16 protein-coding genes are annotated in these 18,616 nt (G+C 38.1%); 5 read left to right on the top strand and 11 right to left on the bottom strand.

Translation table 11 applies throughout. The features are described 5' to 3' along the window. Positions 1 to 4 precede the first annotated feature (4 nt). The gene (locus tag ACVWYG_RS12820; RefSeq protein ID WP_457270627.1) at positions 5 to 1,405 is read left to right on the top strand and encodes an efflux transporter outer membrane subunit; all 1,401 of its coding nucleotides are present in this window, start codon (positions 5 to 7) and stop codon (positions 1,403 to 1,405) included. A gap of 191 nt (positions 1,406 to 1,596) precedes the next feature. On the opposite strand, the gene ACVWYG_RS12815 is transcribed toward ACVWYG_RS12820, so the two are convergent. Next, complete coding sequence (locus ACVWYG_RS12815) at positions 1,597 to 2,343, bottom strand: glycosyltransferase family 2 protein (protein WP_457270626.1); 747 nt, start codon at positions 2,341 to 2,343, stop codon at positions 1,597 to 1,599. Between the two features lie 42 nt (positions 2,344 to 2,385). After that, complete coding sequence (locus ACVWYG_RS12810; protein ID WP_457270625.1) at positions 2,386 to 2,964, bottom strand: TlpA family protein disulfide reductase; 579 nt, start codon at positions 2,962 to 2,964, stop codon at positions 2,386 to 2,388. Positions 2,965 to 3,576: 612 nt separating this feature from the next. Between ACVWYG_RS12810 and ACVWYG_RS12805 the strand changes: the two genes are divergently transcribed. Next, positions 3,577 to 5,892 carry a TonB-dependent receptor gene (locus ACVWYG_RS12805; RefSeq protein ID WP_457270624.1) on the top strand — a complete coding sequence of 772 codons (2,316 nt, stop codon included), beginning with the start codon at positions 3,577 to 3,579 and terminating at the stop codon, positions 5,890 to 5,892. Positions 5,893 to 6,027: 135 nt separating this feature from the next. Here the strand turns inward: ACVWYG_RS12805 and namA are convergent, their stop codons facing one another. After that, the gene (gene namA, locus ACVWYG_RS12800) at positions 6,028 to 7,092 is read right to left on the bottom strand and encodes an NADPH dehydrogenase NamA (protein ID WP_457270623.1); all 1,065 of its coding nucleotides are present in this window, start codon (positions 7,090 to 7,092) and stop codon (positions 6,028 to 6,030) included. Positions 7,093 to 7,109: 17 nt separating this feature from the next. Continuing rightward, positions 7,110 to 8,105, bottom strand: coding sequence for an aldo/keto reductase (locus ACVWYG_RS12795; protein WP_457270622.1), 996 nt, complete (start codon positions 8,103 to 8,105; stop codon positions 7,110 to 7,112). 141 nt (positions 8,106 to 8,246) lie between these two features. Here ACVWYG_RS12795 and ACVWYG_RS12790 point away from each other — a divergent pair, with 141 nt between their 5' ends. Next, a complete protein-coding gene (locus tag ACVWYG_RS12790) occupies positions 8,247 to 9,455 on the top strand; it encodes an alpha/beta fold hydrolase (protein ID WP_457270621.1) in 1,209 nt (402 codons plus the stop codon). Between the two features lie 12 nt (positions 9,456 to 9,467). Here ACVWYG_RS12790 and ACVWYG_RS12785 read toward each other — a convergent pair whose 3' ends face one another. Together ACVWYG_RS12785 and ACVWYG_RS12780 are read right to left on the bottom strand one after the other, a co-directional pair. Then, positions 9,468 to 10,277, bottom strand: coding sequence for a M90 family metallopeptidase (locus ACVWYG_RS12785; protein ID WP_457270620.1), 810 nt, complete (start codon positions 10,275 to 10,277; stop codon positions 9,468 to 9,470). 27 nt (positions 10,278 to 10,304) lie between these two features. Beyond that, entirely contained in the window at positions 10,305 to 11,330 is a 1,026-nt protein-coding gene (locus ACVWYG_RS12780) for a Gfo/Idh/MocA family oxidoreductase (RefSeq protein WP_457270619.1), read from the bottom strand. An 83-nt stretch (positions 11,331 to 11,413) separates the two neighbouring features. Here ACVWYG_RS12780 and ACVWYG_RS12775 point away from each other — a divergent pair, with 83 nt between their 5' ends. Further along, positions 11,414 to 11,758, top strand: coding sequence for a hypothetical protein (locus ACVWYG_RS12775; protein ID WP_457270618.1), 345 nt, complete (start codon positions 11,414 to 11,416; stop codon positions 11,756 to 11,758). A gap of 60 nt (positions 11,759 to 11,818) precedes the next feature. Here the strand turns inward: ACVWYG_RS12775 and ACVWYG_RS12770 are convergent, their stop codons facing one another. The 4 genes from ACVWYG_RS12770 to ACVWYG_RS12755 all read right to left on the bottom strand — a co-directional run bounded on the left by ACVWYG_RS12770 (position 11,819) and on the right by ACVWYG_RS12755 (position 16,177). Next, a complete protein-coding gene (locus tag ACVWYG_RS12770; RefSeq protein WP_457270617.1) occupies positions 11,819 to 12,496 on the bottom strand; it encodes an OmpA family protein in 678 nt (225 codons plus the stop codon). A 174-nt stretch (positions 12,497 to 12,670) separates the two neighbouring features. Beyond that, positions 12,671 to 13,363: an ABC transporter ATP-binding protein gene (locus tag ACVWYG_RS12765; protein ID WP_457270616.1), complete on the bottom strand. Its 693-nt coding sequence runs from the start codon at positions 13,361 to 13,363 to the stop codon at positions 12,671 to 12,673. 2 nt (positions 13,364 to 13,365) lie between these two features. Beyond that, complete coding sequence (locus tag ACVWYG_RS12760; RefSeq protein WP_457270615.1) at positions 13,366 to 14,838, bottom strand: DUF5687 family protein; 1,473 nt, start codon at positions 14,836 to 14,838, stop codon at positions 13,366 to 13,368. Between the two features lie 58 nt (positions 14,839 to 14,896). Next, positions 14,897 to 16,177 (bottom strand): replication-associated recombination protein A, encoded by a 1,281-nt coding sequence (locus ACVWYG_RS12755; RefSeq protein ID WP_457270614.1) that lies wholly within the window; start codon positions 16,175 to 16,177, stop codon positions 14,897 to 14,899. A 120-nt stretch (positions 16,178 to 16,297) separates the two neighbouring features. On the opposite strand from ACVWYG_RS12755, the gene ACVWYG_RS12750 reads away from it, so the two are divergent. Beyond that, positions 16,298 to 17,074: a class I SAM-dependent methyltransferase gene (locus ACVWYG_RS12750; protein WP_457270613.1), complete on the top strand. Its 777-nt coding sequence runs from the start codon at positions 16,298 to 16,300 to the stop codon at positions 17,072 to 17,074. Positions 17,075 to 17,292: 218 nt separating this feature from the next. Here ACVWYG_RS12750 and ACVWYG_RS12745 read toward each other — a convergent pair whose 3' ends face one another. Then, positions 17,293 to 18,225 (bottom strand): LysR substrate-binding domain-containing protein, encoded by a 933-nt coding sequence (locus ACVWYG_RS12745; protein ID WP_457270612.1) that lies wholly within the window; start codon positions 18,223 to 18,225, stop codon positions 17,293 to 17,295. Positions 18,226 to 18,616 lie beyond the last annotated feature (391 nt).

Below are 18,616 nucleotides of genomic sequence, written 5' to 3'. Positions count from 1 at the left end.
ATTTATGAAATTCGCAAATAAAACCATTTTTTCTGTTGGCTTAATTACGATAAGTCTATCAGCTTGCGTTTCTCGCAAATATGATGCACCAGCGGTTATTACCAACGGACTATACCGTGACGTAAATACGGCCGATACGGTTAGCATGGCGAGCATGCCCTGGCAACGTCTATTTTCCGATCCAGATTTGCAGGTGCTTATAAACGAAGGCTTAAACCAAAATTTAGATTTAAAACAAGCAATAGAACGGATAAACATTGCGGCTGCAACCTTTGCGCAAAGTAGAAGTGCATTTTTGCCAAGTTTGCAGGCAGACATTTCTGCTACAGATGCAAAGCAATCTGCAAAAGCTTTAAATTTTCCTCCCGGGATCGGCATAAATCTTAATACCCAAAGTTATAAGGCTCAGCTAAGCACAAGTTGGGAGGCAGACATCTGGGGTAAACTTAGTAGCGCAAAACGTTCTGCATACGCATCATTTCTTCAAACTGACGCGGCAAAGAGAGCAGTCCAAACGGAATTGATTGCCAACATTGCCAATTCATATTATAATTTGATGGCATTGGACAAACAGATAAAAATAACAGAGCAAACGATTCTGATCAGGCAGAAAGATGTTACTACACTGAAGGCACTAAAAGAGGCGGCAATTGTAAATGGTGCGGCAGTAGTTCAAAGCGAAGCCAATGTGTATCAGGCTCAAATTTTGTTGCCAGATTTAAAAAGACAGCTGAGAGAGAGCGAAAATGCGCTTTCTTTATTGCTAGCAAGGTCGCCAGGGACTATAAATCGAAACACATTGGATAGTCAGCTGGTTTATACAGATTTAAAGACTGGTATTTCGGCTCAATTGCTAGGAAATAGGCCCGACGTGCAAGAAGCAGAATTTGGTTTTAGAGCTGCTTTCGAACAAACAAATGTAGCCAAAGCTTACTTTTATCCGGCTTTAACATTAACCGCCTCTGGAGGGTTGTCTAGTTTGAAATTGAAAGATTTCTTTGATAACTCGATTTTCTATAATTTAATAGGTGGTTTAACACAACCCATTTTTGCCCAGGGGCAAAATAAAGCAAGGTTAACGACGGCGAAGGCACAGCAACGCCAAGCATTTTACACATTTCAGAAAGCATTGTTGACTGGCGGCCAAGAAGTCAGTGATGCGTTGTATTCCTATCAAACGGCAGTGGAGAAAAAAAGCATACGTACCAATCAAATCGCTTCTTTAACTCAAGCCGTAGATTTTACAAATGAGCTCTTAAGGTACAGCTCTGCAACTAATTATACAGATGTGTTAACTTCAGAACAAAGTTTATTAACTGCCCAATTGAATGGTGTCGGCGACACTTTACAACAACTACAGGCAGTTGTTAATTTATATCGAGCATTAGGCGGTGGATGGAGATAGCATTTTGCAACAGTAAGTTGATAAATTAAATGGGGTTCGACGGAAATCCAATCCTATTATTTTGAGTTGGCGCTACTGATTTTAGGTAGCTTTTAAGACTTCTAATCACTTAAAACTGTGCATGCATTGTTTGGATAAATATTAGATGGTACATTTAATGTTCGCATACATTCACTTCTAACAGCTATTTCTTAGTCGTTTGTGTTTTTATTTCGAAGACGGTATAGGCCTAGCTTAATCGCGATAATAAAATGATTAAAGATATTTGGGAAGAAGCCAAAGTGTTTTTTAAAAATCTGATATCGCTCTATTAAACTTTCTCTATGTTTTTTTTTGCTGATTCCACCTACCAAATACTTGGCAACGTACCCGTCAACTCTTATTACTTTTGTAGCTTTCTTTGCTGCTTTTAATATCCAATCTATATCTGCGCTGTATTTATAATCGACACTAAAAGGGTCAACTATTGTACGCCGTAAATAAATTGCTTGGTGACTAATGCTCATGCCATACTTAAAACTTCTCCACGTAAACGCTTTCGGCGCGTTATGTCTTCTCCGACCCAAACTTTGCCAATCGTCGCTGTACATTTCAGTTTCCCCGTAATATATATCGGCGTTTTTACCAGATCTGAATACACGTTCTACAGTCTGCAAATCGTAGATTTCATCGCCTGAGTTCATAAATAGAACGTAGTCGCCGGTTGCAATGGCTAAGCCCTTGTTCATGGCAAAGTAAATTCCCGCATCTGGTTCAGAAATTATTTTCGATACCGCAGATGCATACTTAGATATGATTTCCTTCGTGCCGTCCGTAGAGTTTCCATCAATGATGAGGTATTCTATGTCTTTGAAAGACTGATTCAAAACGGAGTTTATCGTTCGTTCTATATCTCGAACATTGTTATAAACAACGGTAATGACAGATAATTTTGGCAATGCGTATAATTTAGTAAGAAATAGAATTCAGATTTGTAATCGCTAATTTAACTCTTTTAACTTATTTAAAAAATCTGAGATCTTCGAATCACCATAATCTGCTAAACCCTCGTGTTTAAAAGACAATCTTCCTTGTTTATCAAAAATTACAGTAGTAGGCAATGAGCTTTCAAAAATCTTAGTCGGCACATTGCTAACCATTTTATATATGGGCAAATCATAATTATGACGTTTCAAAAATTTTGTAGACCGTTCTAAATCCCCATCTGCATCTACAAAAATGAAGACAATACCTTTGTCTTTTTTAAATTTTTGATAAAGCGTGTTTAGCCCTGGCATTTCCGCTCTACATGGCGGGCACCAGGTAGCCCAAAAATTTATCAAAATTACTTTTCCTTTTAAATCCCCTAGATCTATCAATTCACCTTTTGAATTATTAAAGGTAATCCCAGATAAATCTGTAGCGGTCATTTCTACTTGCTCAATTCTTGGAGAAAATAGTCCTACTTTCATCAATCCTTGCAATAATGTGGCTTTGGCCTGAGGCACCATTAAAATGATCAGTAATAATGAGCAGAAAACTAAAGTTGATACATTTTTCTTTAAAAATTTAATAGCCATAATTTGTTGATAACAAAAATCATTCCCACAGCCCTAAAAACCCACAGCTAAGGCAGCTTTATAGCGGTTTTGGCGCTTGTAATGACCAAAATTATAGCTTTTTTAAAACATTAAAGTCAATATATTGTTACCAAAATGGATAATTTAATCTAAAAACATTGCCTACTTTTGCGAGAGTGAGGAGACACAAAGAAAAAGTACGCAAAATTTTATCGACATGTATGTTGGCTGTTTTTGCAATTGCTTTAACTCCTTGGAGCGTTTTGCATCATCATGAAATCATTCCAGATCCTCCCAAAGAAGCCCATTGTACACATTTAAGTCACGTACAAGCCCATGCTTCAGATTGTTTAATATGTAAGGCAAGTTTCACAAAGCATTATACATCAACACACCATCTTTATAAAGTCTATTTATCTGTAAAGATTTTTTGTCCGTCGGAACCAGTTTTTCCAAGTTCCTACACCAAATTAATCCGAACCAGCTTGCGGGGACCGCCTGAGGTGTAGTTTAGCTAATGAGCAAAATCTGCTCAAATTCTTAATTTCCTTTACGTCTTTTTCCCGGCACTGTCGGTGGAGCTAACGTATTGTAACTACATACAAAACACACATGAACAAATTAAAACTTGTGGGCATCGCGTTTTTCGCTATGCTTATTAACTATAGTGTGGCATCTGCCGATGCCTTTAGAACAATTACTGGTAAAGTTATTGATGCGAGCAACAACCAAAGTTTACCAGGCGCTACCATTTTCATCCCCGATTTAAAGGTTTCTGCCGAAACAGATAAAAACGGAAACTTCTCATTAGGCAATCTTCCAAATAAAGGTAGTTATTTGATAGAGGTTAGGTATTTAGGATATATTTCGAACACAAAGACGATCAACTTGGCAAGCACTTCTAGCTTGGATTTTGCACTCACTCCTACTTCTATAGAAACAAAAGAGGTTGTTATTACCGGAAATTTGCTTAGTAGTACTGGAAAGCGAAATAGTACATCAGTTAGCGTCGTCGACAAAAACCAGCTGTTGGCTCCTTCCAGTAATTTGATAGATGCGCTTGCTAAACTGCCCGGAGTAAACGAAATTACTACAGGACCATCCATATCTAAACCTGTGATAAGAGGTTTAGGCTATAATAGAGTGGTAACTTTAGATGATGGAGTGAAACAAGAAGGACAGCAATGGGGAGATGAGCATGGCATAGAAATAGATCAGTTTAAATCAGATAGGGTCGAGGTTTTGCGCGGGGCGGCATCTTTAATGTATGGCTCTGACGCTTTAGCCGGGGTAATTAATTTATTAGAACCTACAAGTGCGCCCGAAGGACAAATTAAAGGGGAATTTATTTCAAATTACGCCACAAACAATGGCCTGACTGCAAATTCTTTAATGCTAAACGGAAATGAGAACGGATTTGTTTGGCGTGCCAGAGGAACCTACAAAAATGCCTATTCTTTTAAAACGCCAACCGGTTATTTTCCAAATTCTGGCTTTAATGAAACAGATTTAAGTGGGATGGTTGGACTAAATAAGAGCTGGGGTTATACCCATTTAAATGTCTCTAATTTTAAAAATAATATTGGTTTTTATGAGCCAACTTTAGATGAAAATGGGAATTTTGTTAAGGAAGATGGTACCTCTTACACGAATGGTGAATATACAAATCGCACATTGGATTTTCCCCGACAAGATATTAGGCACTTTAAAATTGTATTAAATAACAACTTCATTTTGGGCAACGGCAACTTAAAGGCTGATTTTGCCTACCAAAAAAATCAGCGAAGAGAATTGGCTAGTGCAGATCCTGCGTTGTTTTTCGATCTAAAAACATACTCAGCAGATTTGAAATATTTTTTGCACGAAATGAATGGTTGGCAGCCAGTTGTTGGCTTGAGTTTGGATGATGCACATAGTGAAAATAAAGGAACAGAGTTTTTGGTTCCTGCCTATGATACTTATGGTATTGGTGGATTTGTATATGCCAAGAAAAACTGGGAAACCAATACGTTAAGTCTGGGTGCAAGATATGATTACCGTAAAAATGACGGCAAACAATTATTTGTAGATGATGCCGAAAAATTTGCCCCTTTTACCAATAAGTTTTCGAATGTAAGTGGAGCGGTAGGCTTTACGCATCAGTTTAATGATCAATTAAACTTTAAAGCAAATGTTGGGTCAGCATTTAGGGCGCCAAATCCCGCAGAATTGGGAAGCAATGGTGTGCATGAAGGATCTTTTAGGTACGAAATAGGGAATCCAACTCTAAATCCAGAGCAAAGTTACCAGACCGATGCCTCGTTAGAGTATGATGCAACTATAATTAACGTAAGCGCTAGCATCTACAACAACTACATCCATAATTTTATTTATGCCTCAAATAATGGAGAACGGAAAACCGTAGATGGAACTACCTATGCGGTATATCGCTACGGACAAGTAAATGCAAACTTATACGGTGCGGAAGCTAGTTTAACTATTCATCCTGTTCCCTTCATCCATTTTGAGAATACGTTTGGGTATGTACACGCGCAAAATCAAAGCTTAAATAAACCATTGTCCTTTATTCCTGCTGCAAGTTTACGCAACGAACTTAGGTTCGAGCCAAAGTTTAGAACAGTTGCAGATACTTACTTTTCTGTGGGAATAACTTCAGCTTTTAAGCAGACAAGGGTAGATCAAATATTTGAAACTCCAACAAGCGGATATACTTTGCTGAATGCGGGAATTGGCGCAACTATTAAACTCGGTAAACAGCCTGTAAAACTTTCTATTGCAGGAAATAACCTATTAGACCAGAAATATTATAATGCGCTAAGTAGGTTTAAACCGGGCAGGTTTGATCAAACCCAACCTAATCTAGGTGTTTACAATTCGGGTAGAAACATTACATTCGGAATTTATTTGCCTTTTACGCTTGTGAATTAAAGGAATAATGTGTTAAAAAAATAGAAAAAGGACGAATTTAAAAATTAAACCCATCAAGGATTTAAAATCTTTGATGGGTTTTTTAATCAATCGGTAGGTGATGATTTCTTCAGTATATAAAATAACCCGATATCCTTAGCGCTTCGCCCTTACGTATTGCACAGGCCATTCAATGTCATCTCCCAATGCTTTAGCTGCTTGCATAGGGAAATAGGGTTGACGTAATGACTCTCTTGCGATGAAAATCATGTCTGCCTCTTCTGATTCTAGTATGTTTTCTGCCTGTTTCGCTTCCGTAATAACGCCGACAGCGCCGGTTGCAATTTTCGCTTCTTGTTTTATCTTTTTTGCAAAAGAAACCTGATAATTTGGCCCAGCGGGAATAACTGCATCCGGAACATTTCCGCCAGAAGAGGTATCTATTAAGTCTACTCCCATGTGCTTTAATACTGTCGATAATTTTACGGAATCATCTGCGTTCCATCCATTTTCTGTCCAATCTGTAGCAGATATCCGTACAAAAAGCGGAAGGTTTTCTGGCCACACAGTTTTTATGGCTTCTACTATTTCCACTGTAAAACGAATTCGATTTTCAAAACTACCGCCATATTCATCCGTACGGCTGTTGCTAAGTGGACTAAAAAACTCATGCATTAAATATCCATGTGCGGCATGGATTTCCAACACTTTATAACCAGCTTTTACAGACCGTGTGGTTGCATTCACAAAATCTAACGTAATCTGCTTTATTTCTTCAACGGAAAGTTGGTGAGGAGTACGCTGATCTGATTTAAACGGCTGAGCAGAAGGTGCAACCGGAAGCCAGCTGTTACTGCCCTCTTTTATCTGCTCACCTCCATGCCAAGGCACCTCGCAACTCGCCTTGCGACCGGCATGTGCCAGCTGAATTCCGGCAATAGACCCATTCTGATGAATAAAATCTACAATTTGCTTTAGTTTTTCAATATGATCATCTTTCCAGATACCCAAATCGCCGTATGTAATCCTTCCATTTTCTGCCACTGCAGATGCCTCCTGAATAATTAAACTTGCCCCACCGACAGCCCGACTGCCTAAATGAACCAAATGCCAATCTGTAGCAAACCCATCTACCGAAGAATATTGACACATTGGAGAAATTACGATTCGATTTTTAAAAGTTACGTCCTTAATCGTTAATGGAGAAAATAATTTTGACATTGATAATGTTTTTCTAACTAAAATTTTAATGCTGAATCATCCAATTCTTTGGTAATAAATGTCAACTCTTCTTTGCTAAGTTTAACATTTACCGCCTTTGCATTTTGGATAGATTGCTTGGCGTTGCGTGCACCCACAAGTGCAATCGTTATTCCCGGCTGTTCTATCGTCCAACGCAATACCAGTTGCGACAAACTTACGCCTTTATCATCTGCAATTGGTTTAATTTTAGCTAAAAAAGCATTCGTTTTCTTAACGTTCTCCTCCTCAAAAAATTTATTGTCTTTTCGATGATCTCCATCTTCGAACTTATAATCCTCGGTAATCTTACCAGTCAGTAAGCCGCGTTCCATTGGGCTGTAGGCCAAAATAGATTTTTGATGTTCGATACAATACGGAACTGTTTTTTCTTCTACACCTCGATTAACCATACTAAAAGGAATTTGATCGGAGATGATATTTAGAGTTTCGCAAGCTTCTTTTACCTGATTGGCGTTGTAATTACAAACGTCTGCAAAACGCACTTTTCCTTCTTTAATTAAGCTTTCAACCGCTTCCATTGTTTCATCCATAGGCGTGGTCTCATCTGGCCAATGAATTTGATAAAGATCTATATAATCCGTTTTTAACCTTTTTAACGACTGCTCACATTCATAAATAACGCTTTCCTTTCCTGCGTATTTATACACATCAATAGCTTTGCCATCGTTATCTTTACTCTTCATGGCAAGCTTACCTTTATTCAAGTCCCAACGCATGCCAAATTTTGTAAGCAGCTGAATCTTGTCTCTACCGATGCCTTTAATGGCATCAGCTACAATTTCTTCGCTCTCTCCCTGACCGTAAATCGGTGCGGTATCTATGCTTGTAACGCCTAAATCATAACTTGCTTTAATTGCTTCTTTGGCTTCGTTTCTATCAGTACTTCCCCACATCCACCCCCCAGCAGCCCAAGCGCCGAAAGTGATGACAGAAAGTTCTAAATCTGAATGTCCTATTTTTCTATATTCCATATTCTATTTTATAATTCACAAAAAAGACAATTTTAAAGCCTGGTTGTTTTAAAAAAAAGAAATGGAGTCAGGCATCATCGCTTTATTTGGATTTTTCTTTATAGAGATTCTATCAATTTTGATACAGTCTAATAGTCGCGCATGAATTGGTTCAATCCTGCGTTAAGGATTGAAGAAAAAATCCTTTTTGAGAGGAACGAACAAAAAGATTGGAACGGAAAGCCTGCCCGAAGGGAACGCCCAAATTATGTTGATGAAGAAGTAAAAGGCAAAGGCGATCGGTTTTTCGTAGAAAAGCCAAAACTTTGTCCTAAAAAAAAATATGCTAAATTGGCAAAAATGTTTAAACAACGTTATTACTGTATGAAAAAAACACTTTTGGTTTTCACTGTATTGATATCGACCGCAGCTTATTGTATGGCTCAAAAGATGGATACCCTTTCTATCACGTTGGAAAATGTTCCATATCCATATGTGGTTAAATATTTTCCAATTCATACAGAGGGCCAAGATTTAAGAATGGCTTACATGGATGTAGCACCAACCAATAGGCCAAACGGCAGAACTGTTGTACTTTTTCATGGAAAGAATTTTGGCGGTTACTATTGGGGCGAGGTGATTAAAGGTTTAACAGCAGCTGGCTTTAGAGTAATTGCACCAGACCAAATCGGTTTTGGTAGGTCTTCGAAAGCGTTTATTCATTACAGCTTCCATCAATTGGCAGCGTGGAATAAGAGGTTATTAGATACGTTAGGTATCGCAAAAGCAAGTATTTTAGGGCACAGTATGGGCGGCATGTTGGCGACGAGATTTGCGTTGATGTATCCGGAAAAAACGGAAAAACTTTTGTTAGAAGATCCGATTGGTTTAGAAGATTACAGAACTTTTGTGCCCTATATTAGTACCGAACAACAATATCAAAATGAACTGAAGGCGACCGCTGCAAGTATTAGAAATTATTATCGTTCGTCTTATTTTACCGTTTGGAAGGCGCCTTATGAACAATTGGTCAGCGTCGCTGCGGGCGTTACGTTAAGTGCTGATTTTCCCCGTTATGCAAAAATTGCTGCCGAAATCTATACGATGATTTATGAGCAACCGGTGTTTTACGAATTTCAAAATCTGCGCGTGCCAACTGTATTATTCATCGGGAAGGAAGATAAAACCATTGTTGGAAAAAATCTATTGTCTCCTGCCCAGCAAACCCTGCACGGCCAATATAGATTTTTAGGAAAGCAGACTGCAGCGAGGATTCCTGGCGCCAAACTAGTAGAATTTGATGGCTGCGGACACATACCACATATAGAGATTACCACTGAATTTATGGTAGCACTTACAGGAAGTTTATAAAATAAAACGGCTTTAATTGGCTGGATTTTGAGCAAAAATCATTGATAAAAGTTCGTATATTTCTGGATGATGTTCTTTAAGCTTATCGGGGCGTTCGAAAAAATATTCTGAAGTTACAGCAAAAAATTCTGCTTCATTTACAGATGCGTACGGGTTTATTTCTGATTTATTTTTGGAGATCCTATCCATTTCTTCGTGCATCATCTTCAACCATGGCAGCGTATATCGATGTGCGAGAAGATTTTCTGGAATGCCGTCCGCTGCACCGTCTGACTTATCCAATAAATGAACAAACTCATGAATTCCTGTATTCTCAGCATCTACGGCATTTGCAAATCCATGGATCAGCGCTGCCCTAGATAAAATCATTTGACCGTTCATAAAACCACTACCAACCATTCCCATAATGTTCCGGTTGCCACCAAGTACCTGTCCAACACTTTCTAAATCCTTGGAATTGTTGAACTGAAATTCCGCGTTAAACGTATCTGGATATAACAGCACCGACGTTAAGTTTTTGTATTTCCAGTCCTCAAAACCGAAAATAGGAATAATTGCACTTGCAGCAATCAGCATCTCATCTAAAGCTGTAATCTCGATTTCTATGCCTTCTATTTTAGTACTACCAAGAAAAGCTTCGATTTTACCTTCGAATTTTACCTTATCGGAAGTGTCCAATCGCTGGTAAAATGACACTTTATCATTTAGTATTTGCCGATCTTCATCTGTAACCTTAACCAAATTAACCTTCTTCTTTTTGAGAATAAAATACAAACTCAAAAAAAAGATTGGCACCAAATACACCCAAGGCAAATTGCTCATTATGCTTAATTATAAAATAGTTACAGATTAGTTTTCTAAAATTTCTAGTTGCAACAATACCTGTGCCCGCGTAATTGGAAACGCCTCGTCATTCGTGATGCCTTGATAAACAGATTCAAATAAAGGCATATAATTGCCCCGCTCTGAAGGCACAAATTGTTTTAATTTTTCACCAGCCTCGTTTATTGTGGTTAATATCCCTTCTGAATTTTTCTCCTCTAAGCCGTAGGTTGGGCTATTCGGTCTAACACCTGCTATCAGTTGATTTTCCTGGGCATCAGATCGGTCTTTTACAAACGTACCGTTGGCGCCGTGAAGTACAAAACAAGGTTGCGGCTCAACGACAAGCATACTAGAAGTTACAAAAATATAGACGCTCTCAGGGTAGGTTAATTGTATGCTGAAGAAATCATCCACCTGCGTGTCAGGTCTATTTTTTCCTAAAATTTTATGATAATTAAGCGGCGCGCCAAATAAGCTGATCACTTGATCTAACAAATGAGGTCCTAGATCGTACAGCAAACCGCTTGCTGCCATTGGCGTTTCTTTAAACTTTTTCGGACCAACAAAATTCCTAAACCGATCATATCGTATGTGCAATTCATTTAGTTTGCCTAAAATGCCGCTTTCTAATACTTTCTTAACTGATAGGAAATCGCCATCGTATCTCCTGTTCTGAAAAAAGAAAATCTTTTTACCTTGTTTGTCGGCGAGCGTAAAAAGTTCTTTGGCTTGCTTCGATGTTGCTGTAAACGGTTTTTCTACCAATACATGTTTGCCACTGCTAAGTGCTAATTTAACATGTTCGAAGTGAAGGAAATTTGGGGTATTAACAACTACCAAATCGATTTCATCATCTGCAAAAAGTTTTTCAACGCTGTTGTAAGATAAAATGTTTGGGTAATCTATCTGCGCATTCTGTGCATTACGCTCTACAACGGCTTTTAAATTAAACCCTGGATGGGTTGAAAAAAACGGTGCTTGGAAAACTTTTCCAGACATGCCATAAGCAAGCAATCCAACAGTTATTTTTCTTTCGTACGAATTGTTCATGATAACGGGTTATGCTCAAAAATACAATTATAGAACGTTTTATATGTTTATATTACATCTTTTTTAATCTTACCTTTGCCCATATGACACCTTCGGAAGTAAATGCAAAGTGGAAGGCACTGCAACAAAAGATTGCGAAAGAATTCGATTCAGACTTTCCAGATCTTAAAGTAATGCTATTTTTAATTGGCGTACAAGAACTTGGAAAAGGAACTAGAAAATACAGCAAACGGCAAAAAGAGGAACTGATGCATGTAGCAACTTGCAGGCTGCTTAGCGAAATGGGATTTTACGAGCTGGAAGGGTTGGACCAAGACGGTTGGCCACATTGGAAGTTAATGCGGCCAATACCTCCTTATACCTCAATGGAACAGGAGATGTTGATGAAATCTCTCGTTGTTGGCTATTTTGAAGACATTTACAACTAGTTGCCAAAACAAAAAAGCTCCGATTTTGTCGGAGCTTTTCATCTTAAAAATAAATTTATATTATCCTTGAGTTTTTGCTTCTTGTTTTAACTGATCGTTTGCAACGATTACAATTTCTACCCTGCGGTTTTCTGCACGTCCTGCATCACTTGCGTTACTTGCAATCGGCTCTGTAGAACCTTTACCCATTGTTTCTAACCTATTAGATGGGACACCTTGAGAAACTGCATATGCTTTAACCGCTGCCGCTCTTCTTTCTGATAATTTTTGGTTGTAATTTACCGCACCAACGCTATCGGTATGGCCAATAACCTTGATATTGGTATTTGGGTACTGGTTTAAAGATGCTGCCAAACTTTGAATATTCGTTTTTGCATTGTCCTTCAAGGCATACTTATCAAAATCGAACAAAATGCCACTGTCGAACTTCACAATAATGCCCTCACCTTCGCGTATTACTTCTGCGTTAGGAATCGCTTTTTGTATTTCTGCAGCTTGTTTATCCATTCTCCTTCCTATAAAAGCGCCAGCAGTACCACCTATTGCGCCACCAATTAAAGCCCCAACCGCTGTATTTCCTGCTTTTTTTCCAATCAATGCACCGACAATACCACCAGCTGCTGCTCCGATACCGGCTCCTTTTTGTGTTTTTGTTAAACTATCGCAGCTTTGAAGCCCCATTGCTCCAATTGCCAATCCTATGCTTAGTGTGGCTATTCTTAATTTCGAAATATTCATAATTTTTTTAAGTTTGTGATTTATCGAAGATATTCAAACACAATGCCAAAAAGTAGAAACGGATGAATTTTTAAACTTTTTGAGTATTGATCGCCATAAAAGAGTAGCGTATTAAAAGTGTAACTGTTATTTTGCTCAGCAAGCTTAGCAATTGTATTATTTCTAGTACAAACTTTAAGCAGAGAAATAGCTTTCTAACTCTCTCAACGAATTTTCGTCGGTTTCGAAATCTTTAATCACCTTCCCTTTTTCTAAAAGAACTATGCGGTTACAAACCTCTGTAACATGGCTCAAATCATGGCTTGAGATAAATGTAGTCATTTGGCCAGCTTGTTCTTTAAGTAACTTTTTAAGTCTAATTTGTGTGGTAGGATCTAGATTTGCGAAGGGTTCATCCAAAATCAGAATTTCTGGTTTTTGCATAAGCGCTGCCGCGATTCCTACTTTATTTTGGTTGCCTTTGCTAAAATCGCGAATGTATTTACCACTGTTTAGCACCTCGCCATTAAAAAACTCATGGTATTTATTCAAATAGGCTTGTACATCGCCAATACTTAAATCGTGCAAACTTCCTACGAAAATAAAATACTCTTCGGGCGTTAAATAGTCTATCAAAAAACCTTCATCCAAAAATGAAGCGGTATAATCTTTCCAAGTGCTGCTAAGCATCACATTTTCAGTTTTCGACAGCACTTCTCCTTCAGAAGGGCGTATTAAATCTAAAAGCATTCTAAAAAACGTGGTCTTACCCGCACCGTTATTTCCCACTAAGCCAACAGTTTCTCCAGCCTTAATCTTCAGGGACGGAATGTCTACAACGGTTTTATCTCCGTAAATTTTCTTTAAATTATTAATTTCTAACACCATAATTATTCTCTAAAGCCTTCGGCTATTTTATAACGTTGTTTTTCAAATCTCTTTGTCAGGAAGTCTACCCAAAAGTTTCTCATCAGCAGCATAACCGAGCCGAAAATAAAAACGGCCAGCAGACCATAATATGGAAGGTTAGCGATGCCAAACGGGAGATAAATTAATATCGGAGTAAGTGCATATGGGAACATAAGCAGCCACTGTGTGGCACCCGTGCCTTGATAATTAAAACTCGCCGCTTTGTTAATGTCTAGGCGCTTGTAATTTAAAGTGGCGAGATAAAGTACTACCACTGTTCCAAAACCGATGTTGTACACATAGGCTACGATTTGTAATAGAATAAGCTTCGGGCTTAGAAACCCATAAAAACTTGCTAATATGGTAATGATGGTACAGCCAATGGTGAAGAGCAGAAATTTTGCTTTGATAAAGTTTTTCAAATTTATTTTACTACTCAATAAGCCGTCGAAATGGGCGCTTTGCCAAGCAAACATAAATTGACCATATATAATTACAGATATTCCGGTCATGAAAATTGCGCCGAACATCATCATGCCAAATGCATCTCTGCCGATGGCTTCTTTTTTGTAAAATAAAAAACCATAAAATAAAAAAAGGCAACCCATAATCATTGCAGAACGGGGTCTTTTATGGCGCAAAATTAGTTTTAATTCAAGCGCGGCGAGCTCTCCAACTTTTCCAAATCTATTTAGGAATGCATAATCTGTACTTACTTTCTTTTCTGTTTTGCTACCTAATTCCTCTACATATAAATTGCTTAAAAGGTATTTAGAATTGAGCAAAAACAACCCGATTGCTGCAATGGTAAATATAAATGCGGTTAACGGATACTTAGCAATAAAGCCAAAAACAGATGCAGAAGCAGCTAATATGGATATAACTTTAAAATAATCTAATAAACCTAGCGCAACAAGTATGGCAAAACCTACCAGCGTATATGTGGCATTTGCAATAGACTTACGCTTTACATAGAGCGCTAGAAAATTATTAAAAATAGAAAAAGAAATTATTGCAACAATATACATGGCACAAACCACGATACCGTAAGTCGGCGCGATTTTTACAAAAATGAAAGGGAAAAATATAAAGATCGGAAGTAGGTTAAATCCCGTGAAAAGAGATTTAACATTTAAAAATCTTACAATTTCCGTTTTTTTTATCTTTAAATGGAGATAAGGGATAATGCTTAATGTCGGCAGCTCTTGCAATTGCATCCGCATCAAAAAATCAGCTGCAAAATAATATAAAATTAGTCCGTTGAAACTAACAACAGCAGATTGACCGGGAAAAACCTTTGTTAAAATAGGAGCCATTGCTATGCCAATAAAAATGGCGATGGCCATAAAATATAAAATAAAAAAGCCTATAATGAGTTGGCTAGCAATGCTTCCTGCTTTATTTCTTGAACGCCAAAAAGATTTCCATTGATGATTTAAAAAAATAGACAGCATAGTGACGTTGGAGTTTAGTATCTGTTTGACAACAAACATAAAAAATTATTACAATAATTTAATAATTGTATTTGTCTTTCCAGTTGTGCTTTAATGTTTCCCTCAATTTGGTTTCCGCCGCATTGTTGCCAGGTTCGTATAAAGTGGTGCCGCTGATACTTTCCGGCAGATATTCTTGCGCAGAAAAATTGCCCTCATACCCATGCGAGTACTGATAATCCTTTCCATAACCGATATTTTTCATCAACTTGGTAGGGGCATTTCTCAAATGCAACGGCACAGGTAGGTTGCCCGTTTGCTTAACCAACGACTGCGCTTTACCAATTGCTTGATATGCAGCGTTGCTTTTTGCAGAACTTGCGAGATAGGTTACGCACTGAGACAAAATAATCCTTGCCTCTGGGTAGCCGATAACATTTACAGCCGCAAAGCAGTTGTTTGCGAGCAACAATGCATTCGGATTGGCGTTCCCTATGTCTTCGGAGGAAAGGATAAGCAATCTGCGGGCAATAAAAAGCGGATCTTCACCTCCTTCTATCATTCTGGCCAACCAGTAAACAGCAGCATTTGGATCGCTTCCGCGGATGGATTTTATAAATGCGGAGATAATGTCATAATGTTGTTCGCCGGCTTTATCGTATAAGGCAAGGTTTTGTTGAGCGTGCTCCAATACATTTTCGTTGGTGATTAAGATTTCCTCCCCGCCTATTCCATTTATGGCAATCTCTAAAACGTTAAGCAGCTTGCGCGCGTCTCCGCCAGAGAGGCGAATAAGGGCTTCATAATCTTTTATCTTGATATGCTTAGCAGCCAGAATTTTATCTTGTTTTAGTGCTGTATCGAGCAATCCGACCAATTCTGCTTCTGTAAGCGGTTGCAAAATATACACCTGGCAGCGAGAAAGCAACGCAGAAATCACTTCAAAAGATGGATTTTCTGTCGTTGCACCAATCAGCGTGATAATCCCTCGCTCCACTGCTCCCAATAAACTGTCTTGTTGTGATTTGCTAAAGCGATGAATTTCATCGATGAATAAAATAGGCTTTCCAAGCAAACTGTCTTTTAGGCCCGACGCTTTTTCTATAATTTCTCTAATGTCTTTTACGCCGCTATTTATTGCGCTTAAATTGAAGAATGGCCTATCTAATGCTTGAGATATAATGTATGCCAACGTGGTTTTCCCAACACCCGGTGGCCCCCAAAAAATCATCGATGGAAGTTGTCCGCTTTCTATGGCTTTTCGCAACACTGCGTTATCGCCCACCAGATGAGTTTGACCAACATATTCACTTAGATTTTTGGGCCGCAGGCGCTCGGCTAAAGGGGCTAAATTTTGCATAAAAACGGTAAATATATTAATTTATAGATAAAGCTATCTTTTTAATAAAACTGTAAATCCTTTTTTATGTTTTATGTAGGTCACTCCTTGTCCGGCAATTTACCAAGTTAACATAAGAAAATGAAAGACAATTTTTCCAAGCAATCTGCTCAATATGCAGTTTATCGCCCAAATTATCCAACCGCACTGTTTGACTATCTATATAAACTTATCCCATATAAAAACTGTGCTTGGGATTGCGCCACAGGAAACGGACAGGTTGCAAGGATATTGGCTCAACAGTTTAAGCTGGTTCAAGCCACAGACATTAGCGAAAACCAGTTGAAAAATGCCTTGGCATTACCCAATGTTATTTATCAGCTTGCTGCGGCTGAAGAACCAGTTTTTTCAGATCAGGAGTTTGATCTCATCACCATAGGGCAGGCCGTTCATTGGTTTAATTTCGATTCGTTTTACGCACAGGTAAGCCGAACCTTAAAACCGAACGGTATTGTGGCTGTTTTTGGCTATGGGTTGATGACAATTGATAAAGCAGTGGATGCCGTGATATGGAAACTTTACGAACAAATTTTAGGAAAATACTGGGACGCTGAGCGAAAGTATATAGAAGAAAACTATACTTCTATTCCGTTTCCATTTAATGAAATCGAAACGCCTAAATTCGAAATTAAAGGCTATTGGACATTCGACGAACTTATCGGTTACTTGAATACTTGGTCTGCATTGCAGCACTATAAAAATGCAAATGAAAGAAACCCTATAGAGTTTGTGTTAACTGAATTGAAAGAAGCTTGGGGAGATAATTTAAAAAAAGAGGTGATTTTTCCGGTGATTTTAAGGGTGGGACAGAATGAAAGTTTAGAATTAATGAGCTCGGCTACAGGCACTAGCTATTAGGTTTTTGCGCAATCGCCCAATTTGCCTTAAATATAAAAGCAAAAAATTCGGCTTTGCAAACCGATAAAAGTAGCGTTTATGCTCAGCAGAAGTAGAGGTAATGGATATTCCTCAGTTAGGACACTGAATTATGGTTTTCAAGAAACTAATCTGAAAGCTAATCTAAATCTCCAAACCACTTTCTTTCATAATTCCTGCATGTAAAGCTATGCTAATTATTACACGCTAACCACATCCTTCTTCTTCTTGTTTTTCATGTGTTTTGGGATGGTTTCTAGAATTTCCGTTTTAAAAAGATTTAGCATTCTGTGCTTTATAAAGTTTTTATGGGTCACTAAACTAATTTCTCTAACGGGTTCGGGAACTTTGAAACTACGTAGTCTACCTTTCTGTTTTCCCGTCAGCTCTTCTGCCCCTAGCTCTGGCAACAAGGTGGCGCCGCCATTTAAATCCACCATTCTAACCAGCGTTTCTACACTTCCCGTATTGTATTCTAAACCTTGAAGCCTATTGTTTTTTGTAGATCGACAGATGTTCAACACTTGATTACGCATACAGTGGCCTTCATTCAGTACCCAAACATTTTCGTCGTTTAATTCTATTGGGTCTATAAGTTTTTTTTTATAGAGCTTGCTGCCTTTATTCAAATAAGCAACAAAATTCTCATAGTAAAGTACATTTTCGATTATGTTCGCATCTATTAAAGGCGTAGCAAGAATGCCGCAATCTAATACGCCTGTTTTTAAATGCATCAGTATATCTTCTGTGGTATATTCCCAAATCATAAGTTTTAAATCGGGATATTTCGAGAGCATATTTGCAATAACCTTCGGAAGTAAATAAGGTGCAACTGTTGGGATTACCCCAATTTTTAACTCGCCAGATACTTCTAATTTTTGTGCACTAATCAATTCTTTAACTTTACCGGCTTCTTGCAAAATGGTTCTGGCTTGCGCGATGATGTGTACGCCAATTTCAGTTGGATTTACGGGCTGTGTACTTCTATCGAATATTTTAACGTTTAACATGTCTTCTAATTTTTGAACTTGCATACTTAAAGTCGGCTGAGTAACGAAACATTTTTCTGCGGCTGCAACAAAACTTCTGTAAGTATCTACTGCAACAATATATTCTAATTGAGTTAAAGTCATATAGCTAAAATCGATGTATAAATTCAAAGTTATCAAGTTATTCTTCAACTCTGTTTTCCAATTTAATAAAATTATGTTTAGATTAAATTTTCCCTGTAAATACGTACGATAGAAAATGAATTTTGAATAAACCCATATAATGTAAATATTCCTCGACGTTGAAAATCCCAAATTTAAATTCAACGTCACAACGCTCAAAACCCCTGGTCGGCAAATTTTTGGTGGCCGATTGATTTTTGCGTGAGGGATAGGAGCGGAAAACCCACAGCGAGGGACGAGCGAGGATTTGCAGCGTTATGACTCGTCCTAAAAAAAGTTTACATTTTAATTTATTAATCCTGCAATAGGTTTACAGTTTATTTTTAGTCCTGCAACTGGTTTACAATGGTAG

The sequence above is a fragment of the Pedobacter sp. UYEF25 genome (assembly GCF_054061655.1).
This window is presented reverse-complemented; position numbering and strand designations above follow the sequence as displayed.